The following is a 22708-nucleotide window of genomic DNA, read 5'->3' on the forward strand; positions in this document are numbered from 1 at the left end:
CAAGTGACAGGCACGGTCAATCACAGGATAATGCGCCCACTTCGAAGTCCGGGTGCGCGTGCGCGCCGGCAACTATCTTGTTGGTTGCAACGTTTTCCCTTGTTCGGCTGTCCGAGCCTGACAACCCAGGAGTGTCTGGTTTGATCGTCTTCCGTTATCTGTCCCGCGAGGTCCTGGTGACCTTGAGTGCCGTCAGCGCCGTGCTGCTGGTCATCATCATGAGCGGGCGCTTCATCAAATACCTCGCCCAGGCCGCGCAAGGCATGCTCGACCCGGGTGTACTGTTCATGATCATGGGCTACCGGCTGCCCGGCTTCCTGCAACTGATCCTGCCGCTGGGGCTGTTCCTCGGCATCCTGCTGGCTTACGGGCGGCTGTACCTGGAAAGCGAGATGACCGTGCTTTCCGCCACCGGCATGAGCCAGCAGCGCCTGCTGCGCATGACCATGGTTCCCGCAGCGCTGGTGGCGCTGGTGGTGGCCTGGCTGAGCCTGAGCCTGGCGCCCCAGGGTGTCGCCCAGGTGGCGCAGATCATCAACCAGCAGGACGCCCTGACCGAATTCGACACCCTGGTGCCGGGACGTTTCCAGACCCTGCGCGACGGCACTCGAGTGACCTACACCGAGCAGCTGTCCGATAACCGGGTGAACCTGGGCGGCGTGTTCATTTCCGAGAAGCGCTTCTCCAGCGACAAGAGCAAGGACCGCGGCATTAGCGTGCTGGTGGCCGAGTCGGGTCGTCAGGAGGTGCAGGCCGATGGCAACCGCTACCTGATCCTGGAAAACGGCTATCGCTACGATGGCAACCCGGGTCAGGCCGACTACCGGGCGATCAAGTACGACACCTACGGGGTGCTGCTGCCCAAGCCGGAAGTCAGTTCGGACATCACCGAGCGTGAGGCGATCCCCACCTCCGAACTGTTCAAGAGCGACGCGACCCGCGAGCGCGCCGAACTGCAGTGGCGCCTGTCGCTGCCGCTGCTGGTGTTCATCGTGACCCTTATGGCGGTGCCACTTTCCCGGGTGAATCCGCGCCAGGGGCGCTTCCTCAAGCTGCTGCCGGCGATTCTTCTGTATATGGCTTACCTGACGATTCTGATTGCCGCCCGCGGCGCCCTGGAGAAAGGCAAGATGCCGATTGCCCTGGGCCTGTGGCCGGTGCATGGGCTGTTCCTGCTGATCGGCCTTGCGCTGATGTACTGGGAGCCGCTGCGCCTGAAAATGAACGCGCGTCGTGCGGAGGTGGCTCGTGGTTAAACTCGACAGCTACATCGGCAAAAGCGTGTTCGTGGCGATTCTTGCCGTGCTTGGCATCATTCTCGGATTGGCTTCGCTGTTCGCCTTCATCGACGAGATGGGCGATATCAGTGACAGCTATTCCTTGCTCGACGCCGGTTCCTTCGTCCTGCTCACTGCTCCCCGCCGGCTCTACGACATGCTGCCGATGGCGGGCCTGATCGGTTGCCTGATCGGTCTGGGCAGCCTGGCGAGCAACAGCGAACTGACCATCATGCGTGCTGCTGGCGTGTCCATCGGCCGGATCGTCTGGGCGGTGATGAAGCCGATGCTGGTGCTGATGCTGGCCGGCGTGCTGATCGGCGAGTATCTGGCACCGGTCACCGAGAACAAGGCCCAGGCCGATCGTTCCCTGGCCCAGGGCGGTGGTGAAGCGCAGACCTCCAAGCGTGGCCTGTGGCACCGTCAGGGCGAAGAGTTCGTGCACATCAACACCGTGCAGCCCAATGGCCTGTTGCTGGGTGTCACCCGTTACCACTTCGACAACGAGCGCCACTTGCTGTCTTCCAGCTTCTCGCGCAAGGCGCAGTACCAGGAAGACCACTGGCAGCTCAGCGACGTGACCACCACGATGTTCCGCGGCGACCACACCGAGGTGGTGAAGAGTGCCGAAGAACGCTGGGATGTCGCCTTGACCCCGCAATTGCTGAACACCGTGGTGCTGGCGCCGGAGTCGCTGTCCATCACCGGGCTGTGGGACTACATCCACTATCTGTCCGATCAGGGCCTGAACAACGACCGGTACTGGCTGGCGTTCTGGACCAAAGTGCTGCAGCCGCTGGTCACCGCCGCGCTGGTGCTGATGGCGATCTCGTTCATCTTCGGGCCGTTGCGCTCGGTCACCCTCGGGCAGCGTGTGTTCACTGGCGTGTTGGTGGGCTTCGTGTTCCGCATCGCACAAGACCTGCTGGGGCCCTCCAGTCAGGTATTCGGCTTCCCGCCGCTGCTTGCGGTACTGCTGCCTGCGGTTGTCTGTGCTGTGGCCGGCCTGTGGTTGTTGCGCCGGGCAGGCTGACGGCGGAAACGCTTACAAAAAAGCCGACGTTCGCGTCGGCTTTTTTGTGTCTCATTTCTTGCGTTTCGGGATCCGCACCAGCTGGGTCTCGGAATACATGTCGTGCCAGCTGCGCTTGCGTTTGTCGACCAGTACCCAGAAGAAGCCCAGCCCCAGGCACAGCCAGGAGCCGATGGAGACCACAAAGCGCAGCAGTGCCTGCCACAGGCTGATGGCCGTGCCGTCGGGATTCTGTACGCGAATGCCCCAGACCTGCATGCCGAGGGTCTGGCCGCCGTGGGTCCAGAACTTGGCGAAGAAGCCGAACAGGGCAAACAGCAGGACGGTGGACAGCAGTGGATCGCCGTCAAGCGCACCGGCTTCGGTCATGGCGCGCATCTGCGTTTCGCCGAGGATCGACATCTGGATCATCTTGTAGACCAGGGTCGTCACCATCAGCAGGGCGGTGCAGAGCAGAAAGTCGTAGAACATCGCCGCGAAGCGGCGGCCCAGCCCGGCGATGGGGTAATCGCCCTGAGGCTGGAGCATTGGCTTGGACATGCGGTGGGGCTCCTTGCGCAAAAGCCGGCATTCTACGGAATCGCGGGCACAAAAAAGCCCCTGCTGTTGCCAGCAGGGGCTTTTTTTCAGAAATCACGCCTCGGCGATGACTTCGTCTGCTTGCATGCCTTTCTGGCCTTGCACAGCGATGAAGGTCACTTTCTGGCCTTCTTTCAGGGATTTGAAGCCGCTGCCTTGGATAGCTCGGAAGTGTACGAACAGATCCGGACCGCTCTCAGGAGTGATGAAACCGAAACCTTTCTCGTCGTTAAACCACTTGACGGTACCGCTCTGACGTTGAGACATGTCTTATTTCCTTTGAAACTTGAATTGTGATGACAGTTATCTTTCAGCGGAATGCAATGAAAGTGTACTGGGCTGGGTTGCAGGAAAGTAAGAGACGTCGAACGTTGTGTAGCGAATCTCAGGCTACTGTCCAGGCCACGAACTATAGCGACCCATGCAAACACAGTCCGCTGACTCTACGCTAACTCTCTTGCGAAAAACAAGCCCTGAAGACCGCTGGTTTTGTGCCTTTCAGGCGATTACCGGCGGTTTTTTTCCCTCATTTTCGTGCGTCGGTCGCCGACCATGTTCGAAAGTTTGGGAGTGCGTTCGAAATCGAATATCCCGAACGCCCCATGACACTCGTTGTCCTGGCCGATCAGCCGCGGTAATAGCGCTGCGCAACGAACGGCATCCTGCTCACTTTCATCGCCACGCGCTTGCCGCGAACGATGGCCCACACCGGGGTATCCAGCGAGGTGTGCGCAGCGTCCAGGTAGCCCATGGCGACAGGTGCGCCGAGGGTCGGGCCGAAGCCGCCGCTGCACACGCGACCGACGCTATTGCCGGCGTCATCGACGATTTCCGCGTCTTCGCGGACCGGCGTGCGTTCCAGCGGCAGCAGGCCGACGCGCTTGCGCGCCACGCCCGATTGCTGCTGGGCGAAGACCTGCTCGGCGCCCGGGAAGCCACCGGCACGGGCGCCCTCGGCGCGACGCACTTTCGACACGGCCCAGAGCAGGCTGGCCTCGACCGGCGTGGTCTCGGTGTTCATGTCATGGCCGTACAGGCACAGGCCGGCTTCCAGACGCAGCGAGTCCCGCGCGCCGAGGCCGATAGGGGCCACTTCCGGTTCGCTCAGCAGGCGACGGGCCAGGGCTTCGGCCTTGTCTGCCGGTACGGAGATCTCGAAGCCGTCCTCACCGGTGTAGCCCGAGCGGCTGACGAAGCAGTCTTCGCCCAGCAGTGACACGCGGGCGAACTGCATGAACGTCATGCTGGCCACCTGCGGCGCCAGGCGCTCCAGCACCTTCACCGCCGCCGGGCCTTGCAGGGCCAGCAGGGCGCGTTCCTCGAACAGCGCTTCGATGTCGCAGTGCTCGCCGATGTGCTTGCGCAGGTGGGCCAGGTCCTGATCCTTGCAGGCGGCGTTGACCACCAGGAACAGCTCGTCGTTGCCCAGGTTGGCGACCATCAGGTCATCCAGAATGCCGCCTTGTTCGTTGGTGAACATGGCGTAGCGCTGCATGCCCACCGGCAGGTCGATGATGTCCACCGGTACCAGGCTTTCCAGCGCCTTGGCGGCGTTGGCGCCGCGCAGGCGGATCTGGCCCATGTGCGAGACGTCGAACAGGCCGGCCTGTTCGCGGGTGTGCAGGTGCTCTTTCATGACGCCCATCGGGTACTGGACCGGCATGTCGTAGCCGGCGAACGGCACCATGCGCGCGCCCAGTTCCAGGTGCAGGGCGTGCAGCGGGGTTTTCAGCAGTGTTTCGGTGGACATGTAGGACTCCTGGGGTTCAAAGGGATGTCAGCATTCGATGATGTTGACGGCGAGACCGCCGCGGGCGGTCTCCTTGTATTTGCTTTTCATGTCGGCGCCGGTCTGGCGCATGGTGCGGATGACTTTGTCGAGGGAGACGAAGTGGTGTCCGTCGCCACGCAGAGCCATGCGCACGGCGTTGATGGCCTTGACCGAGCCCATGGCGTTGCGCTCGATACAGGGCACCTGGACCAGACCGCCAATGGGGTCGCAGGTCAGGCCCAGGTTGTGTTCCATGCCGATCTCGGCAGCGTTCTCGACCTGCTGCACGCTACCGCCCATCACTTCGCAGAGCGCACCGGCGGCCATCGAGCAGGCGACGCCCACTTCGCCCTGGCAGCCGACTTCGGCACCGGAGATCGAGGCGTTTTCCTTGTAGAGAATGCCGATGGCGGCGGCGGTGAGCAGAAAACGCACCACGCCGTCGTCGTTGGCGCCGGTGATGAAGCGCATGTAGTAGTGCAGGACCGCCGGAATGATCCCTGCCGCACCATTGGTCGGGGCAGTGACCACTCGCCCGCCGAAGGCGTTTTCCTCGTTGACCGCCAGGGCGTAGAGGTTGACCCAGTCCAGCACCGAGAGGGCGTCGCGCAGGCTGGCTTCGGGATTGGCGCAGAGCTGGCGGTACAGTCCCGCCGCCCGCCGCTTGACCTTCAGCCCGCCAGGCAGGATGCCTTCGTGGTGGCAGCCGGCGGTGACGCAGTCCTGCATCACCTGCCAGATCTTCAGCAGCCCTTCGCGGGTTTCGCTTTCCGGGCGCCAGGCAGCTTCGTTTGCCAGCATCACCTGGCTGATGGACAGGTGCTGCGCGGTGCAGTGGCCGAGCAGTTCCTTCGCGGTCTTGAACGGGTAGGGCAGCGGTGTCTGGTCTTCGACGATGCGGTCGGCGCCGGCGGCATCCTCGTCGACCACGAAACCACCGCCTACCGAGTAGTACTCGCGGCTGCGGATCTGCAGTCCGGCCGCATCGAAGGCGCGGAAGATCATGCCGTTGGGATGGTAGTCCAGCGGTTTGCGAATCATCGCCAGGTGCTGTTTCTCGTGGAATTCGATGATGTGCTCGCCCAGCAGAGCGAGCCGGCCGCTGTCGCGGATGGCCTGCAGGCGGGCGGGAATGCTGTCGGTGTCGACGGTGTCGGGGTGTTCGCCTTCCAGTCCGAGCAACACGGCCTTGTCGCTGCCGTGGCCCTTGCCGGTGGCGCCGAGCGAACCGTAGAGCTCGACCTTGACGCTGCGAGTGGTGGCCAGCAGGCCGTCACGCCGCAAGCCTTCGGCGAAGCGCGCAGCCGCGCGCATCGGGCCGACGGTGTGGGAGCTGGAGGGCCCGATGCCGATCTTGAACAGGTCGAAGACGCTGAGTGACATGGCAGGATCCTCCGAATGAAAGGTTTTGGGGCCGCTATGCGGCCCATCGCCGGCAATGCCGGCTCCCACAGGTATAGGGTGTCCCATGGACCTTGTGGGAGCCGGCGTTGCCGGCGATGAGGCCATCGAGCGAACTCAGACCTCTTGGTAGTTCTCGATCGACGGGCAGGCGCACACCAGGTTGCGATCGCCGAAGACGTTGTCCACACGGCCCACCGGCGGCCAGTACTTGGTTTCCACCAGCGACGGCAGCGGATACACCGCCTGCTCGCGGCTGTAGCCGTGGTTCCATTCGCCGGCCAGTTCGGCGGCGGTGTGCGGGGCGTTCTTCAGCGGGTTGTCGTCCTTGTCGAGGCTGCCGTTTTCCACCGCACGGATTTCTTCGCGGATGCGGATCATCGCGTCGCAGAAGCGATCCAGTTCCTCTTTCGACTCGCTTTCGGTCGGTTCGATCATCAGCGTGCCGGCCACCGGGAACGACATGGTCGGGGCGTGGAAGCCGAAGTCGATCAGGCGCTTGGCGACATCATCGACGCTGATGCCGCTGGTGTCCTTGAGCGGGCGCAGGTCGAGGATGCACTCGTGGGCCACCAGACCGTTGCTGCCGGTGTACAGCACAGGATAGTGCTCTTCCAGGCGACGGGCGATGTAGTTGGCATTGAGGATCGCCATCTGCGAGGCGCGCTTGAGGCCGGCACCGCCCATCATGCGGATGTACATCCAGGTGATCGGCAGGATGCTCGCGCTGCCGAACGGCGCCGCGCAGACCGCGCCCTGCTTGTTGTCCATGTGCGCGTGCCCCGGCAGGAACGGCGCCAGGTGCGACTTGACGCCGATCGGGCCGACGCCCGGGCCGCCACCGCCGTGAGGAATGCAGAAGGTCTTGTGCAGGTTCAGGTGCGAGACGTCGCCGCCGAACTTGCCCGGGGCGCAGAGGCCGACCATGGCGTTCATGTTGGCGCCGTCGATGTACACCTGGCCGCCGTTGTCGTGGATGATCGCGCAGATTTCGCCGATGGCTTCCTCGAACACGCCGTGGGTGGACGGGTAGGTGATCATCAGCGCAGCGAGGTTTTCACGGTGCTCGATGGCCTTGGCGCGCAGGTCGTCGATATCGACGTTGCCGCGGGCGTCGCAGGCGGTCACGACGACGCGCATGCCGGCCATGTGGGCGGTGGCCGGGTTGGTGCCGTGGGCCGAGGACGGGATCAGGCAGATGTCACGGCGCTCGTCGCCACGGCTCTGGTGGTAGGCGCGGATTGCCAGCAGGCCGGCGTACTCGCCCTGCGAGCCGGCGTTGGGCTGCAGCGACACGGCGTCGTAGCCAGTGGCGGCGCAGAGCATGGCCTCCAGTTCGCTGGTCAGTTGCTGGTAGCCCTGGCTCTGTGCAGCGGGGGCGAACGGGTGCAGGTTGCCGAATTCGGCCCAGGTCACCGGGATCATTTCGCTGGCAGCGTTGAGCTTCATGGTGCAGGAGCCCAGCGGGATCATGGTGCGGTCCAGCGCCAGGTCCTTGTCGGCCAGCTTGCGCAGGTAGCGCATCAGCTCGGTTTCGCTGTGGTAGCGGTTGAACACCGGGTGTTCGAGGATCGCCGACTGGCGCAGCAGGGCGGCCGGCAGTTGGGCGGCGGTGCTGGCGGCGAGGGCGGCGAAGTCCGGAGCGGCCTGACCGTTGGCGAACAGCGCCCAGAGGGCTTCGACATCTGCCTGGCGGCTGGTTTCGTCCAGCGACAGGCCCAGGCGCTGATCGTCGATCTGGCGCAGGTTGAAACCGGCGGCGCGGGCTTGCTCATGCAGGGCGGCGGTGGCGCTGCCGGTGGCCAGGGTCAGGGTGTCGAAGAAGCTGGCGGTTTCGACGGTGACACCGAGGGCCTTCAGGCCGGCGGCGAGAATGGCCGTCAGCTGGTGAGTGCGCGAGGCGATCTGCTTCAGGCCCAGCGGGCCGTGGTAGACGGCGTACATGCTGGCGATGTTGGCCAGCAGCACCTGCGCGGTGCAGATGTTGCTGGTGGCCTTCTCGCGGCGGATGTGCTGTTCGCGGGTCTGCATGGCCAGGCGCAGGGCGGTCTTGCCGAAGCGGTCGATGGACACGCCGACCAGACGGCCCGGCATGTCGCGCTTGAACGCATCGCGGGTGGAGAAGTAGGCGGCGTGCGGGCCACCGAAGCCCAGCGGGACACCGAAGCGCTGGGCGCTGCCGATGGCCACGTCGGCGCCGAATTCGCCCGGCGGGGTCAGCAGGGTCAGGGCCAGCAGGTCGGCGGCCACGGCCACCAGGGCGTTGGCGGCGTGGAAGCGCTCCACCAGTTCGCGGTAGTCGAACACCTCACCGCTGGCGGCCGGGTATTGCAGCACGGCGCCGAAGAAGCGGCTGACGTCGGTCAGTTCGCGCTCGTCGCCCACCACCACTTCGATGCCCAGTGGCTCGGCACGGGTGCGCAGGACGTCGAGGGTCTGCGGGTGGCAGTGCACCGAGGCGAAGAAGGCATGGCTGCCCTTGTTCTTGCTCAGGCGCTTGCAGAAGGTCATGGCTTCGGCGGCGGCGGTGGCTTCGTCGAGCAGCGAGGCGTTGGCGATCGGCAGGCCGGTGAGGTCGCTGATCAGGGTCTGGAAGTTCAGCAGGGCTTCCAGACGGCCTTGGGAGATCTCGGGCTGGTAGGGGGTGTAGGCGGTGTACCAGGCGGGATTTTCCAGCAGGTTGCGCAGGATCGGTGCCGGGGTGTGGCAGTTGTAGTAGCCCTGGCCGATGAAGCTTTTGAACAGCGTGTTCTGGCCGGCGATGGCTTTCAGCGCGGCGAGGGCATCGGCCTCGCTCTGGCCTTCACCCAGGTCCAGCACGCTGGTGCCCTTGATGCTGTCTGGAATGACCGCGGCGGTCATGGCGTCCAGCGAGTCGAAGCCGAGGGTGGTGAGCATGGCCTGCTCGTCGGCCTGGCGTGGACCGATATGGCGGGCGATGAATTCGTTGGCGGTGCCGAGATTGATGGTCATGGCGAAAGTCCTCAGGCGTCGGCGTTGGCGTTGAGCAGGCGGTCGTAGGCGTCCTGGTCGAGCAGTTGCGCGACAGCGCCGGCATCGGCCGGGATGAAGCGGAAGAACCAGCCTTCGCCCAGCGGGTCTTCGTTGACCAGCTCGGGGCTGTCGTTCAACTGTTCGTTGACCGCGACCACTTCACCCTCCAGTGGCATGTACACGCCGCTGGCGGCTTTCACCGATTCGACGGTGGAGGCTTCGGCGCCCTTGGCGTAGTGCTGCAGCTCCGGCAGTTGCACGTAGACCACGTCACCCAGGGCGTTCTGGGCGAAGGCGGTGATGCCCACGGTGACGCTGCCGTCGGCTTCGGCGCGCAGCCATTCGTGATCTTCGGTGAAACGCAACTCGCTCATGGAAACTCCTCGGAGGCCGTCTGACGCGGCCGGATGCGATGGTGACCCGCGGATCAGTCACGCGGGTTCGGGGCTGGAGTTTCCATAGCAAATTTGCGGCCATTATTAAAAAATCCATATAAATCAATGATTTGTATGGATTTATTGACCGTTTTCAAGTTGCCGTGTAACGAAATCGATACGGCTTGATCGACGAATAAAAGACGAGCGGGATCAAACCCTTGCAGCAGCGAGCCTGCGTCGGTATGTAACGATAACGTTCCGCTGTAGCGTTTTCAGTACGGCTAGCCGTTCTTTGTGGAAATACCGTACTTGCGCAGCCGGTGGGCAATGGCGGTGTGGGAGGTCTGCAGCCGGCTGGCGAGCTGACGGGTTGAAGGGTGGCTGGCGTACAGCTTTTCCAGCAGGTTTTTCTCGAAGTCCTCGACTGCCTGTTCCAGGCTGGAGACTTCACCTTCAGGGGCGCCGCCGGCCACCGATGTGCCGGCGATGTCCAGGTCGTCGATGTCTACCAGGCTGTTTTCACTGATGGCGGCGGCGCGGAAGATCACGTTCTGCAATTGCCGCACATTGCCCGGCCAGCGGTTGCCCAGCAGCGCCGGATGCGTGGCCGGGGCGAGGCGGCACAGCGGGCGCTGGATCTGCGTGCAGGCCTGCTGCATGAAGTAGCGGGCCAGCAGCAGGATGTCCTGGCCGCGCTCGCGCAGCGGCGGCACTTCGAGGTTGAGCACGTTGAGGCGGTAGAACAGGTCTTCGCGGAAGGTGCCTTCGGCCACCATCTTTTCCAGGTCGCGGTGGGTGGCACTGAGGATGCGCACGTTGACCCGCACCTCCTTGTCGCCACCGACCCGGCGGAAGCTGCCATCGTTGAGGAAGCGCAGCAGCTTGGCCTGCAGGTACGGCGACATCTCGCCGATCTCGTCGAGAAACACCGTGCCCTGGTTGGCCAGTTCCATCAGCCCGGGCTTGCCACCCCGTTGTGCGCCGGTGAAGGCGCCGGGGGCGTAGCCGAACAGCTCGCTCTCGGCGAGGTTCTCCGGCAGTGCCGCGCAGTTCAGGGCCAGGAAGGGCGCCGCGTGGCGACTGCTGACAGCGTGACAGGCGCGGGCCACCAGCTCCTTGCCGGTGCCGGTTTCGCCGTGGATCAGCAGCGGCGCATCGAGCGCCGCTACCCGCAGGGCGCGGGACTTGAGGGTGCGGATCGCCGGCGACTCGCCGAGCAGGGCGTCGAAGCCTTCGGCGTGGTCGTGGTGCAGTGCCGACAGGCGCTCGCCGATACGGTTGGGCGGATACAGGGTCACCAGGGCGCCGGCATCGGTGATGGGCGTGGCGTCCAGCAGCAGGGTCTGGCCGTTGAGCACCACTTCGCGCATCGGCAGGTGGAAGCCCTGCTCGATCAGGGTGGCCAGCAGCTCCGGCGCGTTGAACAGCTCGGCGATGGAGTGCCCGGCCGGCTCCTGGCCGCAGAGGCCGACCAGTGCCGGGTTGGCGAGCAGGATGTTGCCGGCGCTGTCCAGCGCCAGCACCGGGTCGCTCATCGCCGCCAGCAGGGCGTCGAGTTGCAGGTGACGGCGCTGGCCCGGAAGGATGTCCACCACCCGCACGGTCTGCACGCCGTGCACATTGAGCAGGGCATCGTGAAGTTCTTCGAGGACGAAGGGGCTCAGGGTCGGCGCGTCGATGTAGACGTTCGGCGGCACCATTTCCACCGCATCCAGGTTGAGGTTGCGGGCACCGAGCAGGGCGAGGACTTCCTGGGTGATGCCGACGCGGTCGATGAAGCTGACGTGGATGCGCATGGGGTGGGAAAGGTTCGGCCGGAAAAGCGGGGATTATGCCTTGTTATTCGACGGGCTGGCACGAAAGGGGTGGGAGCTGGCGAACCAGCCCCACGGAGATCATCCCAGGTGCTCTGGCTTGATCGGGTCGCCGGACTTGATATTGAGCTGGGCGCGAATGTCTTCGAACATGGCGTCGTAGTACATGTCATGGGCGGAGGTGACGGCGGCCTTGGCCGGGATGCCGTACTTCTTGGCGACATTGTTGATGGAGCGGGCGAAGTCGAACGACTGGTCCTTGGGCAGGAAGAATTTTTCGTCGACGGCCTTTTCCTGGATGGTGCCGTGCATCCGGAATTGCATGCCTTTCCCTTCCGTGGGGTCCTGAACCACTTCGTAATCGACGCAGAGGTTGTAGCTGTGATCGGCCTTGTTGAGCGCGTGGCGCTCGATATGCAGATGGCCGGGTTCGAATTGTGCCATGACAGGCTCCTTGAACAGTTGAAACAGGCGGGCCCGTCAGCAGGCCCGCCCCGGGCTTCAACGATAGCTGATGCCTGGCGTGGCCGTGCTGACCCGGGTACCGGCGGTGCCTTTGACGATATCCTCGATATCGCTCAGCGAGCCGATGACCGCGACTTTGCCTGTGTGACGGGCGAAATCGCAAGCGGCCTGGACCTTCGGCCCCATGGAACCGGCGGCGAAACCGAGACGTTCCAGTTCGTCCGGATGGGCCTGGGCAATGGCTTTCTGCGTCGGCTTGTTGTAGTCGACGTAGGCGGCATTGACGTCCGTGGCGATCACCAGCAGGTCGGCGTCCAGTTGTTCGGCCAGCAGCGCCGAGCACAGGTCCTTGTCGATCACTGCCTCGATGCCCTGCAGCTTGCCGTCGGCACCATACATCGTCGGAATGCCGCCACCCCCGGCACAGATCACGATACTGCTCTTTTCCAGCAGCCATTTGATCGGGCGGATCTCGAAGATGCGCTTGGGTTTGGGGCTGGCGACCACGCGGCGGTATTTGTCGCCGTCGGGGGCGATGGCCCAGCCCTTTTCCCTGGCCAGGCGCTCGGCGTCCTCCTTGGAGTACACCGGGCCGATGGGTTTGGTGGGGTTCTGGAAGGCCGGGTCCTTGGCGTCCACTTCGACCTGGGTGAGCAGGGTGGCGAAGGGCACTTCGAAGTCCAGCAGATTGCCCAGTTCCTGCTCGATCATGTAGCCGATCATGCCTTCGGTTTCGGCGCCGAGGACGTCCAGCGGGTAGGGCGTGACCGAGGTGTAGGCCGCCGCCTGCAGCGACAGCAGGCCGACCTGCGGGCCGTTGCCGTGGGCGATGACCAACTGGTTGCCGGGGTGGATCTTGGCGATCTGTTCGGTGGCGATGCGGATATTGGCGCGCTGATTGTCGGCGGTCATGGGCTCGCCACGACGCAGCAGCGCGTTTCCGCCTAGTGCTACAACGATACGCATGGTCAATGTCCTTTGAATCTCGATGAGCGGGAGGCCCTCATCGCCGGCAAGCCGGCTCCCACAGGGACCGCGTGCACCGCTGAACCTGTGGGAGCTGGCTTGCCAGCGATTGGCGGTTTACAGATCAGCCAGGGTCGAGACCAGGATCGCCTTGATGGTGTGCATGCGGTTTTCCGCCTGCTCGAAGGCGATGCAGGCCGGCGATTCGAAGACGTCATCGGTCACTTCGATGCCGTTGGCCAGGTGCGGGTACTGCTCGGCGATCTGCTTGCCGACCTTGGTCTCGGAGTTGTGGAACGCCGGCAGGCAGTGCATGAACTTGGCCCGCGGGTTGCCGGTGGCTTTCATCAGCTCGGCGTTGACCTGGTACGGCAGCAGTTGCTGGATACGTTCGCCCCAGGCTTCCACCGGCTCGCCCATCGATACCCAGACGTCGGTATGGACGAAGTCCACGCCCTTGACCGCGGCTTTCGGGTCTTCGGTGAGGGTGATGCGGGCGCCGCTGTCTTCCGCGTATTGCTTGCAGCGCGCGACCAGATCGTCATGAGGCCACAGGGCCTTTGGCGCGGCGATGCGCACGTCCATGCCGAGCTTGGCGCCGATCAGCAGCAGCGAGTTGCCCATGTTGTTGCGGGCATCGCCCAGGTAGGCGTAGCTGATTTCGTGGATCGGTTTGTCGGCGTGCTCACGCATGGTCAGCACGTCGGCGATCATCTGGGTCGGGTGGTATTCGTCGGTCAGGCCGTTGAACACCGGGACGCCGGCGAACTTGGCCAGCTCTTCCACCACTTCCTGCTTGAAGCCGCGGTACTCGATGGCGTCGTACATGCGCCCGAGCACGCGGGCGGTGTCCTTCATGCTTTCCTTGTGGCCGATCTGCGAGGAGTTGGGGTCGATGTAGGTGACGTTGGCGCCCTGGTCATAGGCAGCGACTTCGAAGGCGCAGCGGGTGCGGGTCGAGGTCTTTTCGAAGATCAGGGCGATGTTGTTGCCCTTGAGGTGTTGCTGCTCGGTGCCGGTGTACTTGGCGCGCTTGAGGTCGCGGGACAGGTCCAGCAGGTAGCGCAACTCGCGCTCGGTGTGATGTTCAAGGCTGAGCAGGTTGCGGTTATGGATGTTGAACGCCATGGTGATTCTCCCTTGGATTCGGTAATCGCTCTGAGGGGCGCCGGGTAGGCGCCGCCGGAGGAATGGACGTTTAGTAATCGATTGCGTCGCGGATGATCGGGCAAGTCATGCAGTGGCCACCGCCACGGCCGCGGCCCAGTTCGCCGGCGCTGATGGTGATGACCTCGACCCCGGCCTTGCGCAGCAGGGTGTTGGTGTAGGTGTTGCGGTCGTAGCCGATGACCACGCCGGGTTCCAGGGCCACCACGTTGTTGCCGTCATCCCACTGTTCGCGTTCGGCGGCGAAGCTGTTGCCGCCGGTTTCCACGACGCGCAGGGCCTTGAGGCCGAGGACGTCGGCGACCACCTCGATGAAGGATTTGTTCTCGCGGCGCACGTCCATGCCGTAGGGCTTGCTGCTGTCCGGACGGATGACGAACGGCACGATTTCCTTGACCACTTCCGGGAAGACCGTGACCAGGTCGCGGTCGCAGAAGCTGAACACGGTGTCCAGGTGCATCGCGGCGCGGGATTTCGGCAGGCCGGCGACCACGACTTTTTCCACGGCGCCCTTGGCGAACAGCGATTGCGCCAGCTGGCCGATGGCCTGGCGCGAGGTGCGCTCGCCCATGCCGATCAGGACCACGCCATTGCCGATCGGCATGACGTCGCCGCCTTCGAGGGTGGCCTGGCCGTGGTCCTTGTCCGGGTCGCCGTACCAGACTTCGAAGTCGGCATTGGCGAACTCGGGGTGGAACTTGTAGATCGCGCTGGCGAGCAGGGTTTCCTGGCGTCGCGCCGGCCAGTACATCGGGTTCAGCGTCACGCCGCCGTAGATCCAGCAGGTGGTGTCGCGGGTGAACTGAGTGTTGGGCAGCGGCGGCAGCAGGAAGCTGGAGTGGCCCAGGTAGTCGCGGTACATCTTGATGACGCTGGCGCCCTCGCTGTCGGGCAGGTCTTCGCCGGCCACGCCGCCGATCAGGAACTCGGCCAGGTGGCGTGGTTCAAGGCCTTCCAGCCAGCTGCGCACTTCGTTGGTGAGGCCGACACCGACGGTGTCGGGGGTGATCTTGCGGTCCAGAATCCATTTCAGTGCCTCGGGGTTCTGAATGGTTTCGGTCAGCAGGTTGTGCATTTCCAGCACTTCGACGCCGCGTTCACGCATCTTGGTGACGAAGTCGAAGTGGTCGCGCTTGGCCTGGTTTACCCAGATGACGTCATCGAACAGCAACTCGTCGCAGTTGGTCGGCGTCAGGCGCTGGTGAGCGAGGCCAGGGGAGCAAACCATCACTTTGCGCAGTTTGCCGGCTTCGGAATGGACACCGTACTTAACTTTTTCCGTGGACATGGTTTATTTCCTCCAGATTGCGAATACGGGGGTTACAGAGTCAGGAAGCCGTCATAGAGACCGTAGGCGGCCACAAGGGCGCCGACGATCACGGCGGCGAAGATCAATTTCTCCACGTTGGTAAAAACAGGTTGGCCGACCTCGCGCTTGGCCTTGGCGAACAGGATCGCGCCAGGGGCATAGAGCAGGGCGGAGAGCAGCAGGTATTTGACGCCGCCGGCGTACAGCAGCCAGATCGCGTAGATCAGCGCGATGCTGCCGATGATCAGGTCTTTCTTGCGTTCGGCCAGGGCGTTTTCGTAAGTCTCGCTACGGAAGGCGAGCAGTACCGCATAGGCCGCGGACCACAGGTAAGGCACCAGGATCATCGAGGTGGCGAGGTAGATCAGCGACAGGTAGGTGCTGTTGGAGAACAGCGTGATCACCAGGAAGATCTGCACCATGGCGTTGGTCAGCCACAGGGCGTTGGCCGGCACATGGTTGGCGTTCTCGCGGCGCAGGAACTCCGGCATGGTGTGGTCCTTGGCGGCGGCGAACATGATCTCGGCGCACAGCAGCACCCACGACAGCAGGGCCCCCAGCAACGAGATGATCAGGCCGACGCTGATCAGCACCGCGCCCCAGTGACCGACCACGTGTTCGAGCACGGCGGCCATCGACGGGTTCTGCAGCTTGGCCAGTTCGGGCTGGGTCATGATGCCCAGCGACAGCACGTTCACCAGCACCAGGAACAGCAGTACGGTGATAAAGCCGATGACCGTGGCCTTGCCCACGTCCGAGCGTTTTTCCGCCCGGGCCGAGAAGATGCTCGCGCCCTCGATGCCGATGAACACCCAGACGGTGACCAGCATCATGTTGCGCACCTGGTTCATCACGCTGCCCAGGTCCGGGTTCATGCTGCCCCAGATGTCGGCGGTGAAGATGTCCAGTTTGAACGCGAACAGGGCGATGAGGATGAACAGCGCCAGTGGCACGACCTTGGCCACGGTGGTGACCAGGTTGATGAAGGCCGCTTCCTTGATGCCGCGCAGGACCAGGAAGTGCACGCCCCAGAGCAGCACCGAAGCCCCGATGATGGCGGCCGGGGTATTGCCCTCGCCAAATATCGGGAAGAAGTAGCCCAGGGTGCTGAACAGCAGGACGAAGTAGCCGACGTTGCCGAGCCAGGCACTGATCCAGTAGCCCCAGGCCGACGAGAAGCCCATGTAGTCGCCGAAGCCGGCCTTGGCGTAGGCGTAGACCCCGCCGTCGAGGTCAGGCTTGCGGTTGGCCAGGGTCTGGAAGACGAAGGCCAGGGTGAGCATACCGACGGCGGTGATGGCCCAGCCGATCAGCACGGCGCCAACATCGGCGCTGGCGGCCATGTTTTGTGGAAGAGAGAAGATCCCGCCGCCGATCATCGAGCCGACGACAAGTGCGATCAGCGCTCCGAGTCGAAGTTTTCCGGGCGTGTCTGACATGGGGTGACTCCATTTCAGAAAAGAGAGGCTTAAAAAATAAAACAAGTGTTCGAATCGAAAGCTGATTCAGGTCAGTTCATTGGCACATTCCATTGTTGGTGAATGACTGAAAGAGCCAGCGATAGAAGTGCTCTCTATGCTGGAAGCCTTGTAATGCGGTGCTTTGCGGGGACTGGTGTTGCGAATGGGAAATCCTCGCGAACTTTGAAGCTAGCCCGGTTTCGAGGAATCGCAAATTTTTGAGGCGAAAATCGGATATAGACTTGCCGAAGCGGAATTAGTGCACAAAACTTCGCGGAGACGGCCTGTTTATTAGAGTTCTTTGTTATTAAATATAAAGGCTTATAACCTGGGTTTTTTACAGCTTGATGATCAGGTGTATGAACTGAAAAGCGACGGATAAAAAGGGGAATTTCATGTCCGAACCGGGTCAGAAGTTGCGTCTCGGGGCACTCATCGCGTTGGTGGTCGGGTCGATGATCGGCGGCGGTATTTTCTCCCTGCCACAAAACATGGCGGCTCGCGCCGATGTGGGGGCGGTGCTTATCGGCTGGGGTATCACCGCCATCGGCATGCTGGCCCTGGCCTTCGTGTTCCAGAGTCTGGCCAACCGCAAGCCGGAACTGGACTCGGGGGTCTACGCCTATGCCAAGGCCGGTTTCGGCGAGTACATGGGGTTCTCGTCGGCCTGGGGCTACTGGATCAGCGCCTGGCTCGGCAACGTCGGCTACTTCGTCCTGCTGTTCAGTACCCTCGGCCTGTATTTCCCGGCGTTCGGCGAAGGTAATACCCCGCTGGCCATCGGTTGCGCCTCGCTGTTGCTGTGGGCGGTGCACTTTGTCGTCCTGCGCGGGATCAAGGAGGCAGCCTTCATCAACCAGATCACCACCGTGGCCAAGGTGGTGCCGCTGGTGCTGTTCATCATCATCGCCGCTGCCGCGTTTCGCCTCGACATTTTCACTCGCGACATCTGGGGCCTGGCCAACCCGAGCTTCGGCAGTGTGCTGGATCAGGTGCGCAACATGATGCTGGTGACGGTGTTCGTGTTCATCGGTATCGAAGGCGCCAGCATCTACTCGGGCCGGGCGCAGAAGCGTTCGGACGTGGGCAAGGCCACGGTGATCGGTTTTCTCGGGGTGCTGGCGCTGCTGGTGCTGGTCAACGTGCTGTCGCTGGGGGTGATGACCCAGCCGGAACTGGCGGCGCTGCACAACCCGTCGCTGGCCTCGGTGCTGGAGCATATCGTCGGGCCCTGGGGCGCCTTGCTGATCAGTCTGGGGCTGGCGGTATCGCTGTTGGGGGCGCTGCTGTCGTGGGCACTGTTGTGCGCCGAAATCCTCTTCGCCACGGCGCGGGACAAGACCATGCCGCGTTTTCTTGCCCATGAAAATGCCAATCAGGTGCCGGCCAACGCCCTGTGGCTGACCAACAGCATGATTCAGGTGTTCCTGCTGATTACCCTGTTTTCTGCCGGCACCTACACCAGCCTGATCTACCTGGCCTCTTCGATGATCCTGGTGCCGTACCTGTGGTCGGCGGCCTATGCCGTATTGCTGGCGGTGCGTGGCGAGACCTACGAGGCGGCGGCGGGGGTGCGTCGCAAGGACCTGCTGGTGGCGCTGGTGGCGCTGCTGTATGCGGTGTGGCTGCTGTACGCCGGCGGGCTCAAGTACCTGCTGCTGTCGGCGTTGCTGTATGCGCCGGGGGTGATCCTGTTCGCCCGGGCCAAGAGGGAACAGGGACAGCCGTTGTTTACCGCCTGGGAAAAACTGATCTTCGCCGCGGTGCTGGCCGGGGCAGGGCTGGCGGCGTTCGGGTTGTACAGCGGTGTTTTGAGCCTGTGATCCGTGGGTGACGCTGTAGGGGCGGCTTCAGCCGCGAACGGCGGCGAAGCCGTCGTAAAACCTGAGTCCACAATCATCCTGATACACCCAGGATGCAGGTTTTATGGCCGCGATGCGCCCAATCGCGGCTGAAGCCGCTCCTACCAGGTTCTGATGCCAGCCGCTAGCGCCAGACCGCTTCGCAAGCTCCCAATCGTGACGCCGGCCGGTCCCACTTCAATGGCGTCCCCACCACCCGCAACGGTGCCTTGAGCCGCCGCGCCAGCCCCCATGGGGTTTCTTCCGGCCATGGGTCCAGGTCATCCGCCGTCTCCGCCAGCAGCGGCAGCTCAGCCGACAGCGTGCCCTGTTGCTCCAGCCATTTCGCCGTCCGCGCCAGCGATAACCGCGCGTCGCTGCCGCGTCCGGTCGCCAGGCGATCGCTCAGCCCGCGGATCGCTGCCGCGGCCATCAGGTAGCCGGTGGCATGGTCCAGCGCCTGCACTGGCAGCGGCACCGGACGGCTGGCTTGCTGCCAGCGCATGCCTTCGCGGGCGATGCCGGTGCTCATCTGCACCAGGCTGTCGAAGCCGCGCCGCCGCTGCCACGGACCACTCCAGCCGTAGGCGTTGAGGCTGATATCGACCAGTGCGGGATTGAGCGCGCGTCGCTGTTCGTCACCGTAGCCCAGGCGTTCCAAAGCGTCAGCGCGGTAGCCATGGACGAGGATGTCGGCGTCGGCCAGCAGCCGTTCGAACAGCGCCCGGTCTCCTGTATCCCGCAGATTGAGACGGGCGCAGCGTTTGCCCAAGGTGACTTCGGCGACCACGCCGGGTTCCTCCCAGCCCGGCGGATCGATGCGCAGCACGTCGGCACCGAAGCCGGCCAGCAGGCGAGTGGCGATGGGGCCGGCGAGGATGCGGGTAAGGTCCAGCACTTTCACACCCGCCAGGGGCCGTTCCACGGTGCCGGTCCAGAATCTTGCACCGTCAGCGGCGAAGCGCTCCCAGCGCACCAGGGGTTCGGCGTTCACTGCGCGGCCCTGGGGATGGTCGCACCACTCCTGCCAACTGCGCATCTGCGCGGCGCAACCGCCGGACTCGACGATGGCCGTCTCCAGCTCCTGCGCCGACCAGTTCAGCACGTGCCGTGCCATGGCCTCGCGATCCGCCGCCGGGCCGATCACCGCTTCGGCGACCGCGCGGTGGTGCGGCGCGTTGGTATGCAAGCGAATCCAGCCGTCACGGGTTTGATAGTCCCCGGCGACCGGATCCCACAGTGGCGGCACTTTCCAGCCGGTCGGGCGCAGGCTGCCGGCAAACCAGAAAGCACTCAGGCGTCGATCCACCTGGACGCGACAGCACTGGCCCGCCTGCTGTTCCACCAGCGCGGCAACGGCGAGGCCGGCGGCGGCGATGCTGACGGCAGCCATTTCGGTCACGGCGAAGGCAGAGTCCAGGGCGCCGGCGCTGCAAAAGCGCACGGCACCCTGTGGGGGCGGGGTCAGGGCGAGGTCATGGGCAATGGCATCGAGCATGTCCTGCATCGTTGTCCCTCCGTAATACGAAGGGACAAGTGCAGTACATCCCGGCGCTCAGGTCAAACCTTGAACTGGTCCATCAACTGCATTTGCTGCGACGACAGGCTGTTGAGCTGGCTGCTCACCTGCGCCGACTGATCCGCCTGGCTGGTGAGGGTCTCGGTTACGCCGCGGATCGCCGAGACGTTGCGGTTGACCTCTTCGGCCACCGCGCTCTGCTCCTCGGCGGCGCTGGCGATCTGCAGGTTCATGTCGCTGATTACGGTAACGGCCTCGCTGATGCGGTCCAGCGCTTCCACCGCCTGGCGGATCTGCCCGGCGTTTTCCTGGGCCTTGCCGTGGCTGGCATGCATGGTCGCGACCACATCACGGGTGTGATTCTGCAGGCTTTCGATCACATGGCGGATTTCTTCCACCGAGTCCTGGGTGCGCTTGGCCAGGTTGCGCACTTCATCGGCCACCACGGCAAAGCCACGGCCACTCTCGCCGGCCCGGGCGGCTTCGATAGCGGCGTTGAGGGCCAGCAGGTTGGTCTGTTCGGCGATGCTGCGGATCACTTCCAGCACCGAGCCGATCTGCTCGCTGGTGCTGGCCAGGGTTTCCACTTCACTCACGGCCTGGCTGACGGTGTCCGCCAGTTGGGTGATATCGCGGGTGCTGCGTTCGACGATGGCCATGCCTTCGCGGGCCGAGCGGTCGGCGCCACGGGCGGCTTCGGCAGCGCTGGCGGCACTGTTGGCAACGTCATGGGCGGTGGCGCTCATTTCGTTGGAGGCGGTGGCGACCTGGTCGATCTCGCGGAACTGCACATGCATGCCATCGCTGGTACGGCGGGCGATCTCCGACGACTGGTCGGCGGTGGCGCGGGCCTGGGTGATGCTCTGCTTGATCTGTGCGATGGTCGGCTGCAGCTTGTCGAGGAAGCGGTTGAAGCCCTGGGTCAGGCGGCCCAGTTCGTCGCGGCGGCTGTAGTTCAGGCGCTGGGTCAGGTCGCCTTCGCCGCTGGCGATGTCTTCGAGCATGTGCGCCACGCTATTGATCGGCCGGGTCACGCCGGTGGCGGTGGCCCACATCAGCAGCAGGCCGCCAAGGCCGGCGAGGGTCGCGAACAGCAGTACGTTGAGGGTGCCGGCGGTGCGGGCGTCGTCGAGGGTCTTCTGCAGGCTGAGGGCGTCGGCCAGCAGCACGTTGCGCGGCAGGTCGATAATGATGCCCCAGGGCTTGCTGTCGCTGATCGGCAGCACCGGGAACAGCGCGCGGACGTTGTCCTGTTGCTCGAACACCTGCGGCTGGCCGCTGGCGAAGGCTTGCAGCAGTGTCTTGCCGTGTTCGCCGAAGGCGTCCTCGATCTTCTTGCTCACCAGGGCGGCGTCGTTGCTGCTGGCGGCCAGCACGCCACTGGAGGAGGCGATGGTCAGGTGACCGGCGCCGTTGAACAGCGACTGCTGCGCTTTAACGGCGGCGCCTTGCAGCGAGTCGAGGGCGATATCCACGCCGGTGACGCCGATGACCTTGCCGTTTTCCAGCAACGGCAGGGTGATGCTGGTCATCAGCACGGTCTTGCCGCCGATGGTATCGGCGTAGGGCTCCAGCAGGCAGGGTTTGCCGCTGTCGCGCGAGCAGGTGTACCAGACGTTGAACGGTGTGCCGCTGAGGGTGAGGGCGGTGTTGTTCAGTTCGGTGTTGCCGATGACGGTGTTCAGCGCGCTGCCCTGGGCCCGGCTCCAGTAGCTGCCGAAGCGACCGCTGGCGCCGCTCATGTGCGCTTCGTCATTGGCGAATTCGCTGTCGCGGCCATCGAGGCCGTTGGCCTCGAACGCCATCCATACGCCGAGCAGTTCGGGGTTGCGTTCGAAGGTGGTGCGCAGGGCCTGGTTGACCGCTTCGCGCAGGTCGCCGGCGGGGATCGACTGGCGCTGGGCCAGGCGTCGCAGGTCGAGGACCTGATCGGCGAGCGCAGTGGAGACGGTCTGGCTGTCGCTGAAGGTGCGTTGCAGCAGTTCGGCTTTTTCGCTGGCGCGGGCCAGCAGCAGGGCCTGGACGTTGCGGGTGAGCATGGCGCTGCTGGCCTCGCCCACCAGCTCGGCGTTCTGGCGTGACTGGTAGAGGTTGATACCGACGATCAGGGCGACGACGCCCAACAGGCTGATCCCGGACAGCAGGACGATTTTCAGTCGGATGGAGAGCGTGTCGAACATAGGGCGTACTCGCTAATGACGGTTTCTTCTTATTAGCCTGGCGACTAAGTGCGCCAGGTCCGTCTAGCGATATCGGGCCATCGGCCCGGAAACTTTAGCCGTGAGCCCGTGCCGACGAACGGTTCTGGGTATTGACGGGCTCGGGACGTGACCAGATCCACAGATTGCCCAGGGTCATGCCGCCGATGGCGAGGAAAACCGGCCAGTGATGGTCGAGGAACACCAGCATCAGGGTGGCGCACAGCAGCATGCTGACGGTGGCGCTGACCTTGGCCCGGCGCTGGATCAGCTTGCCGTTGCGCCAGTTGTGCAGGATCGGGCCGAACAGCCGGTGGTTCTCCAGCCAGGCGCTCAGGCGCGGCGAGCTGCGGGTCGCGGCCCAGGCGGCGAGGAGGATGAATTCGGTGGTAGGCAGGCCGGGCACGACGATGGCGACCAGGCCGATACCCAGGCTCACATAGGCCAGCAGGCCGTAGAGCAGACGGGACAGTTTGGAACGGGATGGCTGGGTCATGGGGTCATCGACGGCACGGGAGTGATTCCGGCCACCATGAT

Annotated in this window: 18 protein-coding genes and 1 pseudogene; 3 read left to right on the forward strand and 16 right to left on the reverse strand. The window is 64.0% G+C overall.

Annotation, left to right across the window (positions count from 1 at the left end):
- Positions 1-140: 140 nt before the first annotated feature.
- Together lptF and lptG are read left to right on the forward strand one after the other, a co-directional pair.
- A complete protein-coding gene (lptF, locus tag AC05QJ_RS06760; RefSeq protein ID WP_476746183.1) occupies positions 141-1256 on the forward strand; it encodes an LPS export ABC transporter permease LptF in 1116 nt (371 codons plus the stop codon).
- Positions 1249-2310: an LPS export ABC transporter permease LptG gene (gene lptG / locus AC05QJ_RS06765; RefSeq protein ID WP_476746184.1), complete on the forward strand. Its 1062-nt coding sequence runs from the start codon at positions 1249-1251 to the stop codon at positions 2308-2310. Before lptF ends, lptG begins: the two co-directional genes overlap by 8 nt.
- A 51-nt stretch (positions 2311-2361) precedes the next feature.
- Here lptG and AC05QJ_RS06770 read toward each other — a convergent pair whose 3' ends face one another.
- The 12 genes from AC05QJ_RS06770 to arcD (AC05QJ_RS06825) all read right to left on the reverse strand — a co-directional run bounded on the left by AC05QJ_RS06770 (position 2362) and on the right by arcD (AC05QJ_RS06825) (position 16592).
- Positions 2362-2850, reverse strand: a complete 489-nt coding sequence (locus AC05QJ_RS06770) for an RDD family protein (protein WP_476746185.1) — start codon at positions 2848-2850, stop codon at positions 2362-2364.
- Positions 2851-2943: 93 nt separating this feature from the next.
- The gene (locus AC05QJ_RS06775; protein WP_285861563.1) at positions 2944-3156 is read right to left on the reverse strand and encodes a cold-shock protein; all 213 of its coding nucleotides are present in this window, start codon (positions 3154-3156) and stop codon (positions 2944-2946) included.
- A gap of 358 nt (positions 3157-3514) precedes the next feature.
- A complete protein-coding gene (gene gcvT, locus AC05QJ_RS06780) occupies positions 3515-4639 on the reverse strand; it encodes a glycine cleavage system aminomethyltransferase GcvT (protein WP_476746186.1) in 1125 nt (374 codons plus the stop codon).
- Between the two features lie 27 nt (positions 4640-4666).
- Entirely contained in the window at positions 4667-6043 is a 1377-nt protein-coding gene (locus tag AC05QJ_RS06785) for an L-serine ammonia-lyase (RefSeq protein WP_476746187.1), read from the reverse strand.
- A gap of 135 nt (positions 6044-6178) precedes the next feature.
- A complete protein-coding gene (gene gcvP, locus AC05QJ_RS06790; protein ID WP_476746188.1) occupies positions 6179-9034 on the reverse strand; it encodes an aminomethyl-transferring glycine dehydrogenase in 2856 nt (951 codons plus the stop codon).
- A gap of 11 nt (positions 9035-9045) precedes the next feature.
- A complete protein-coding gene (gene gcvH / locus AC05QJ_RS06795) occupies positions 9046-9429 on the reverse strand; it encodes a glycine cleavage system protein GcvH (RefSeq protein ID WP_476746189.1) in 384 nt (127 codons plus the stop codon).
- Positions 9430-9713: 284 nt separating this feature from the next.
- Positions 9714-11228, reverse strand: coding sequence for a sigma-54-dependent transcriptional regulator (locus AC05QJ_RS06800; protein ID WP_476746190.1), 1515 nt, complete (start codon positions 11226-11228; stop codon positions 9714-9716).
- 99 nt (positions 11229-11327) lie between these two features.
- Positions 11328-11690 carry a DUF5064 family protein gene (locus tag AC05QJ_RS06805; protein ID WP_476746191.1) on the reverse strand — a complete coding sequence of 121 codons (363 nt, stop codon included), beginning with the start codon at positions 11688-11690 and terminating at the stop codon, positions 11328-11330.
- 57 nt (positions 11691-11747) lie between these two features.
- Positions 11748-12677, reverse strand: a complete 930-nt coding sequence (arcC, locus tag AC05QJ_RS06810; protein WP_476746192.1) for a carbamate kinase — start codon at positions 12675-12677, stop codon at positions 11748-11750.
- 117 nt (positions 12678-12794) lie between these two features.
- A complete protein-coding gene (locus tag AC05QJ_RS06815) occupies positions 12795-13805 on the reverse strand; it encodes an ornithine carbamoyltransferase (protein WP_476746193.1) in 1011 nt (336 codons plus the stop codon).
- Between the two features lie 70 nt (positions 13806-13875).
- Entirely contained in the window at positions 13876-15132 is a 1257-nt protein-coding gene (gene arcA / locus AC05QJ_RS06820) for an arginine deiminase (protein WP_476746194.1), read from the reverse strand.
- Between the two features lie 32 nt (positions 15133-15164).
- Positions 15165-16592: an arginine-ornithine antiporter gene (arcD, locus tag AC05QJ_RS06825; RefSeq protein ID WP_476746195.1), complete on the reverse strand. Its 1428-nt coding sequence runs from the start codon at positions 16590-16592 to the stop codon at positions 15165-15167.
- A 416-nt stretch (positions 16593-17008) separates the two neighbouring features.
- Here arcD (AC05QJ_RS06825) and arcD (AC05QJ_RS06830) point away from each other — a divergent pair, with 416 nt between their 5' ends.
- Positions 17009-18436: an arginine-ornithine antiporter gene (gene arcD, locus AC05QJ_RS06830; RefSeq protein WP_476746196.1), complete on the forward strand. Its 1428-nt coding sequence runs from the start codon at positions 17009-17011 to the stop codon at positions 18434-18436.
- A 163-nt stretch (positions 18437-18599) separates the two neighbouring features.
- Here the strand turns inward: arcD (AC05QJ_RS06830) and AC05QJ_RS06835 are convergent, their stop codons facing one another.
- The 4 genes and pseudogenes from AC05QJ_RS06835 to AC05QJ_RS06850 form a co-directional block, all read right to left on the reverse strand.
- Complete coding sequence (locus tag AC05QJ_RS06835; RefSeq protein WP_476746197.1) at positions 18600-19961, reverse strand: CoA transferase; 1362 nt, start codon at positions 19959-19961, stop codon at positions 18600-18602.
- Positions 19962-20014: 53 nt separating this feature from the next.
- Complete coding sequence (locus AC05QJ_RS06840) at positions 20015-20770, reverse strand: methyl-accepting chemotaxis protein (protein WP_476747882.1); 756 nt, start codon at positions 20768-20770, stop codon at positions 20015-20017.
- A 102-nt stretch (positions 20771-20872) separates the two neighbouring features.
- Positions 20873-22153, reverse strand: a pseudogene (locus AC05QJ_RS06845) (methyl-accepting chemotaxis protein); the annotation flags it as partial.
- 94 nt (positions 22154-22247) lie between these two features.
- Positions 22248-22667 carry a YbaN family protein gene (locus tag AC05QJ_RS06850; protein ID WP_476746198.1) on the reverse strand — a complete coding sequence of 140 codons (420 nt, stop codon included), beginning with the start codon at positions 22665-22667 and terminating at the stop codon, positions 22248-22250.
- Between the last annotated feature and the right edge of the window lie 41 nt (positions 22668-22708).

The sequence above is a fragment of the Pseudomonas sp. TUM25319 genome, assembly GCF_056388475.1.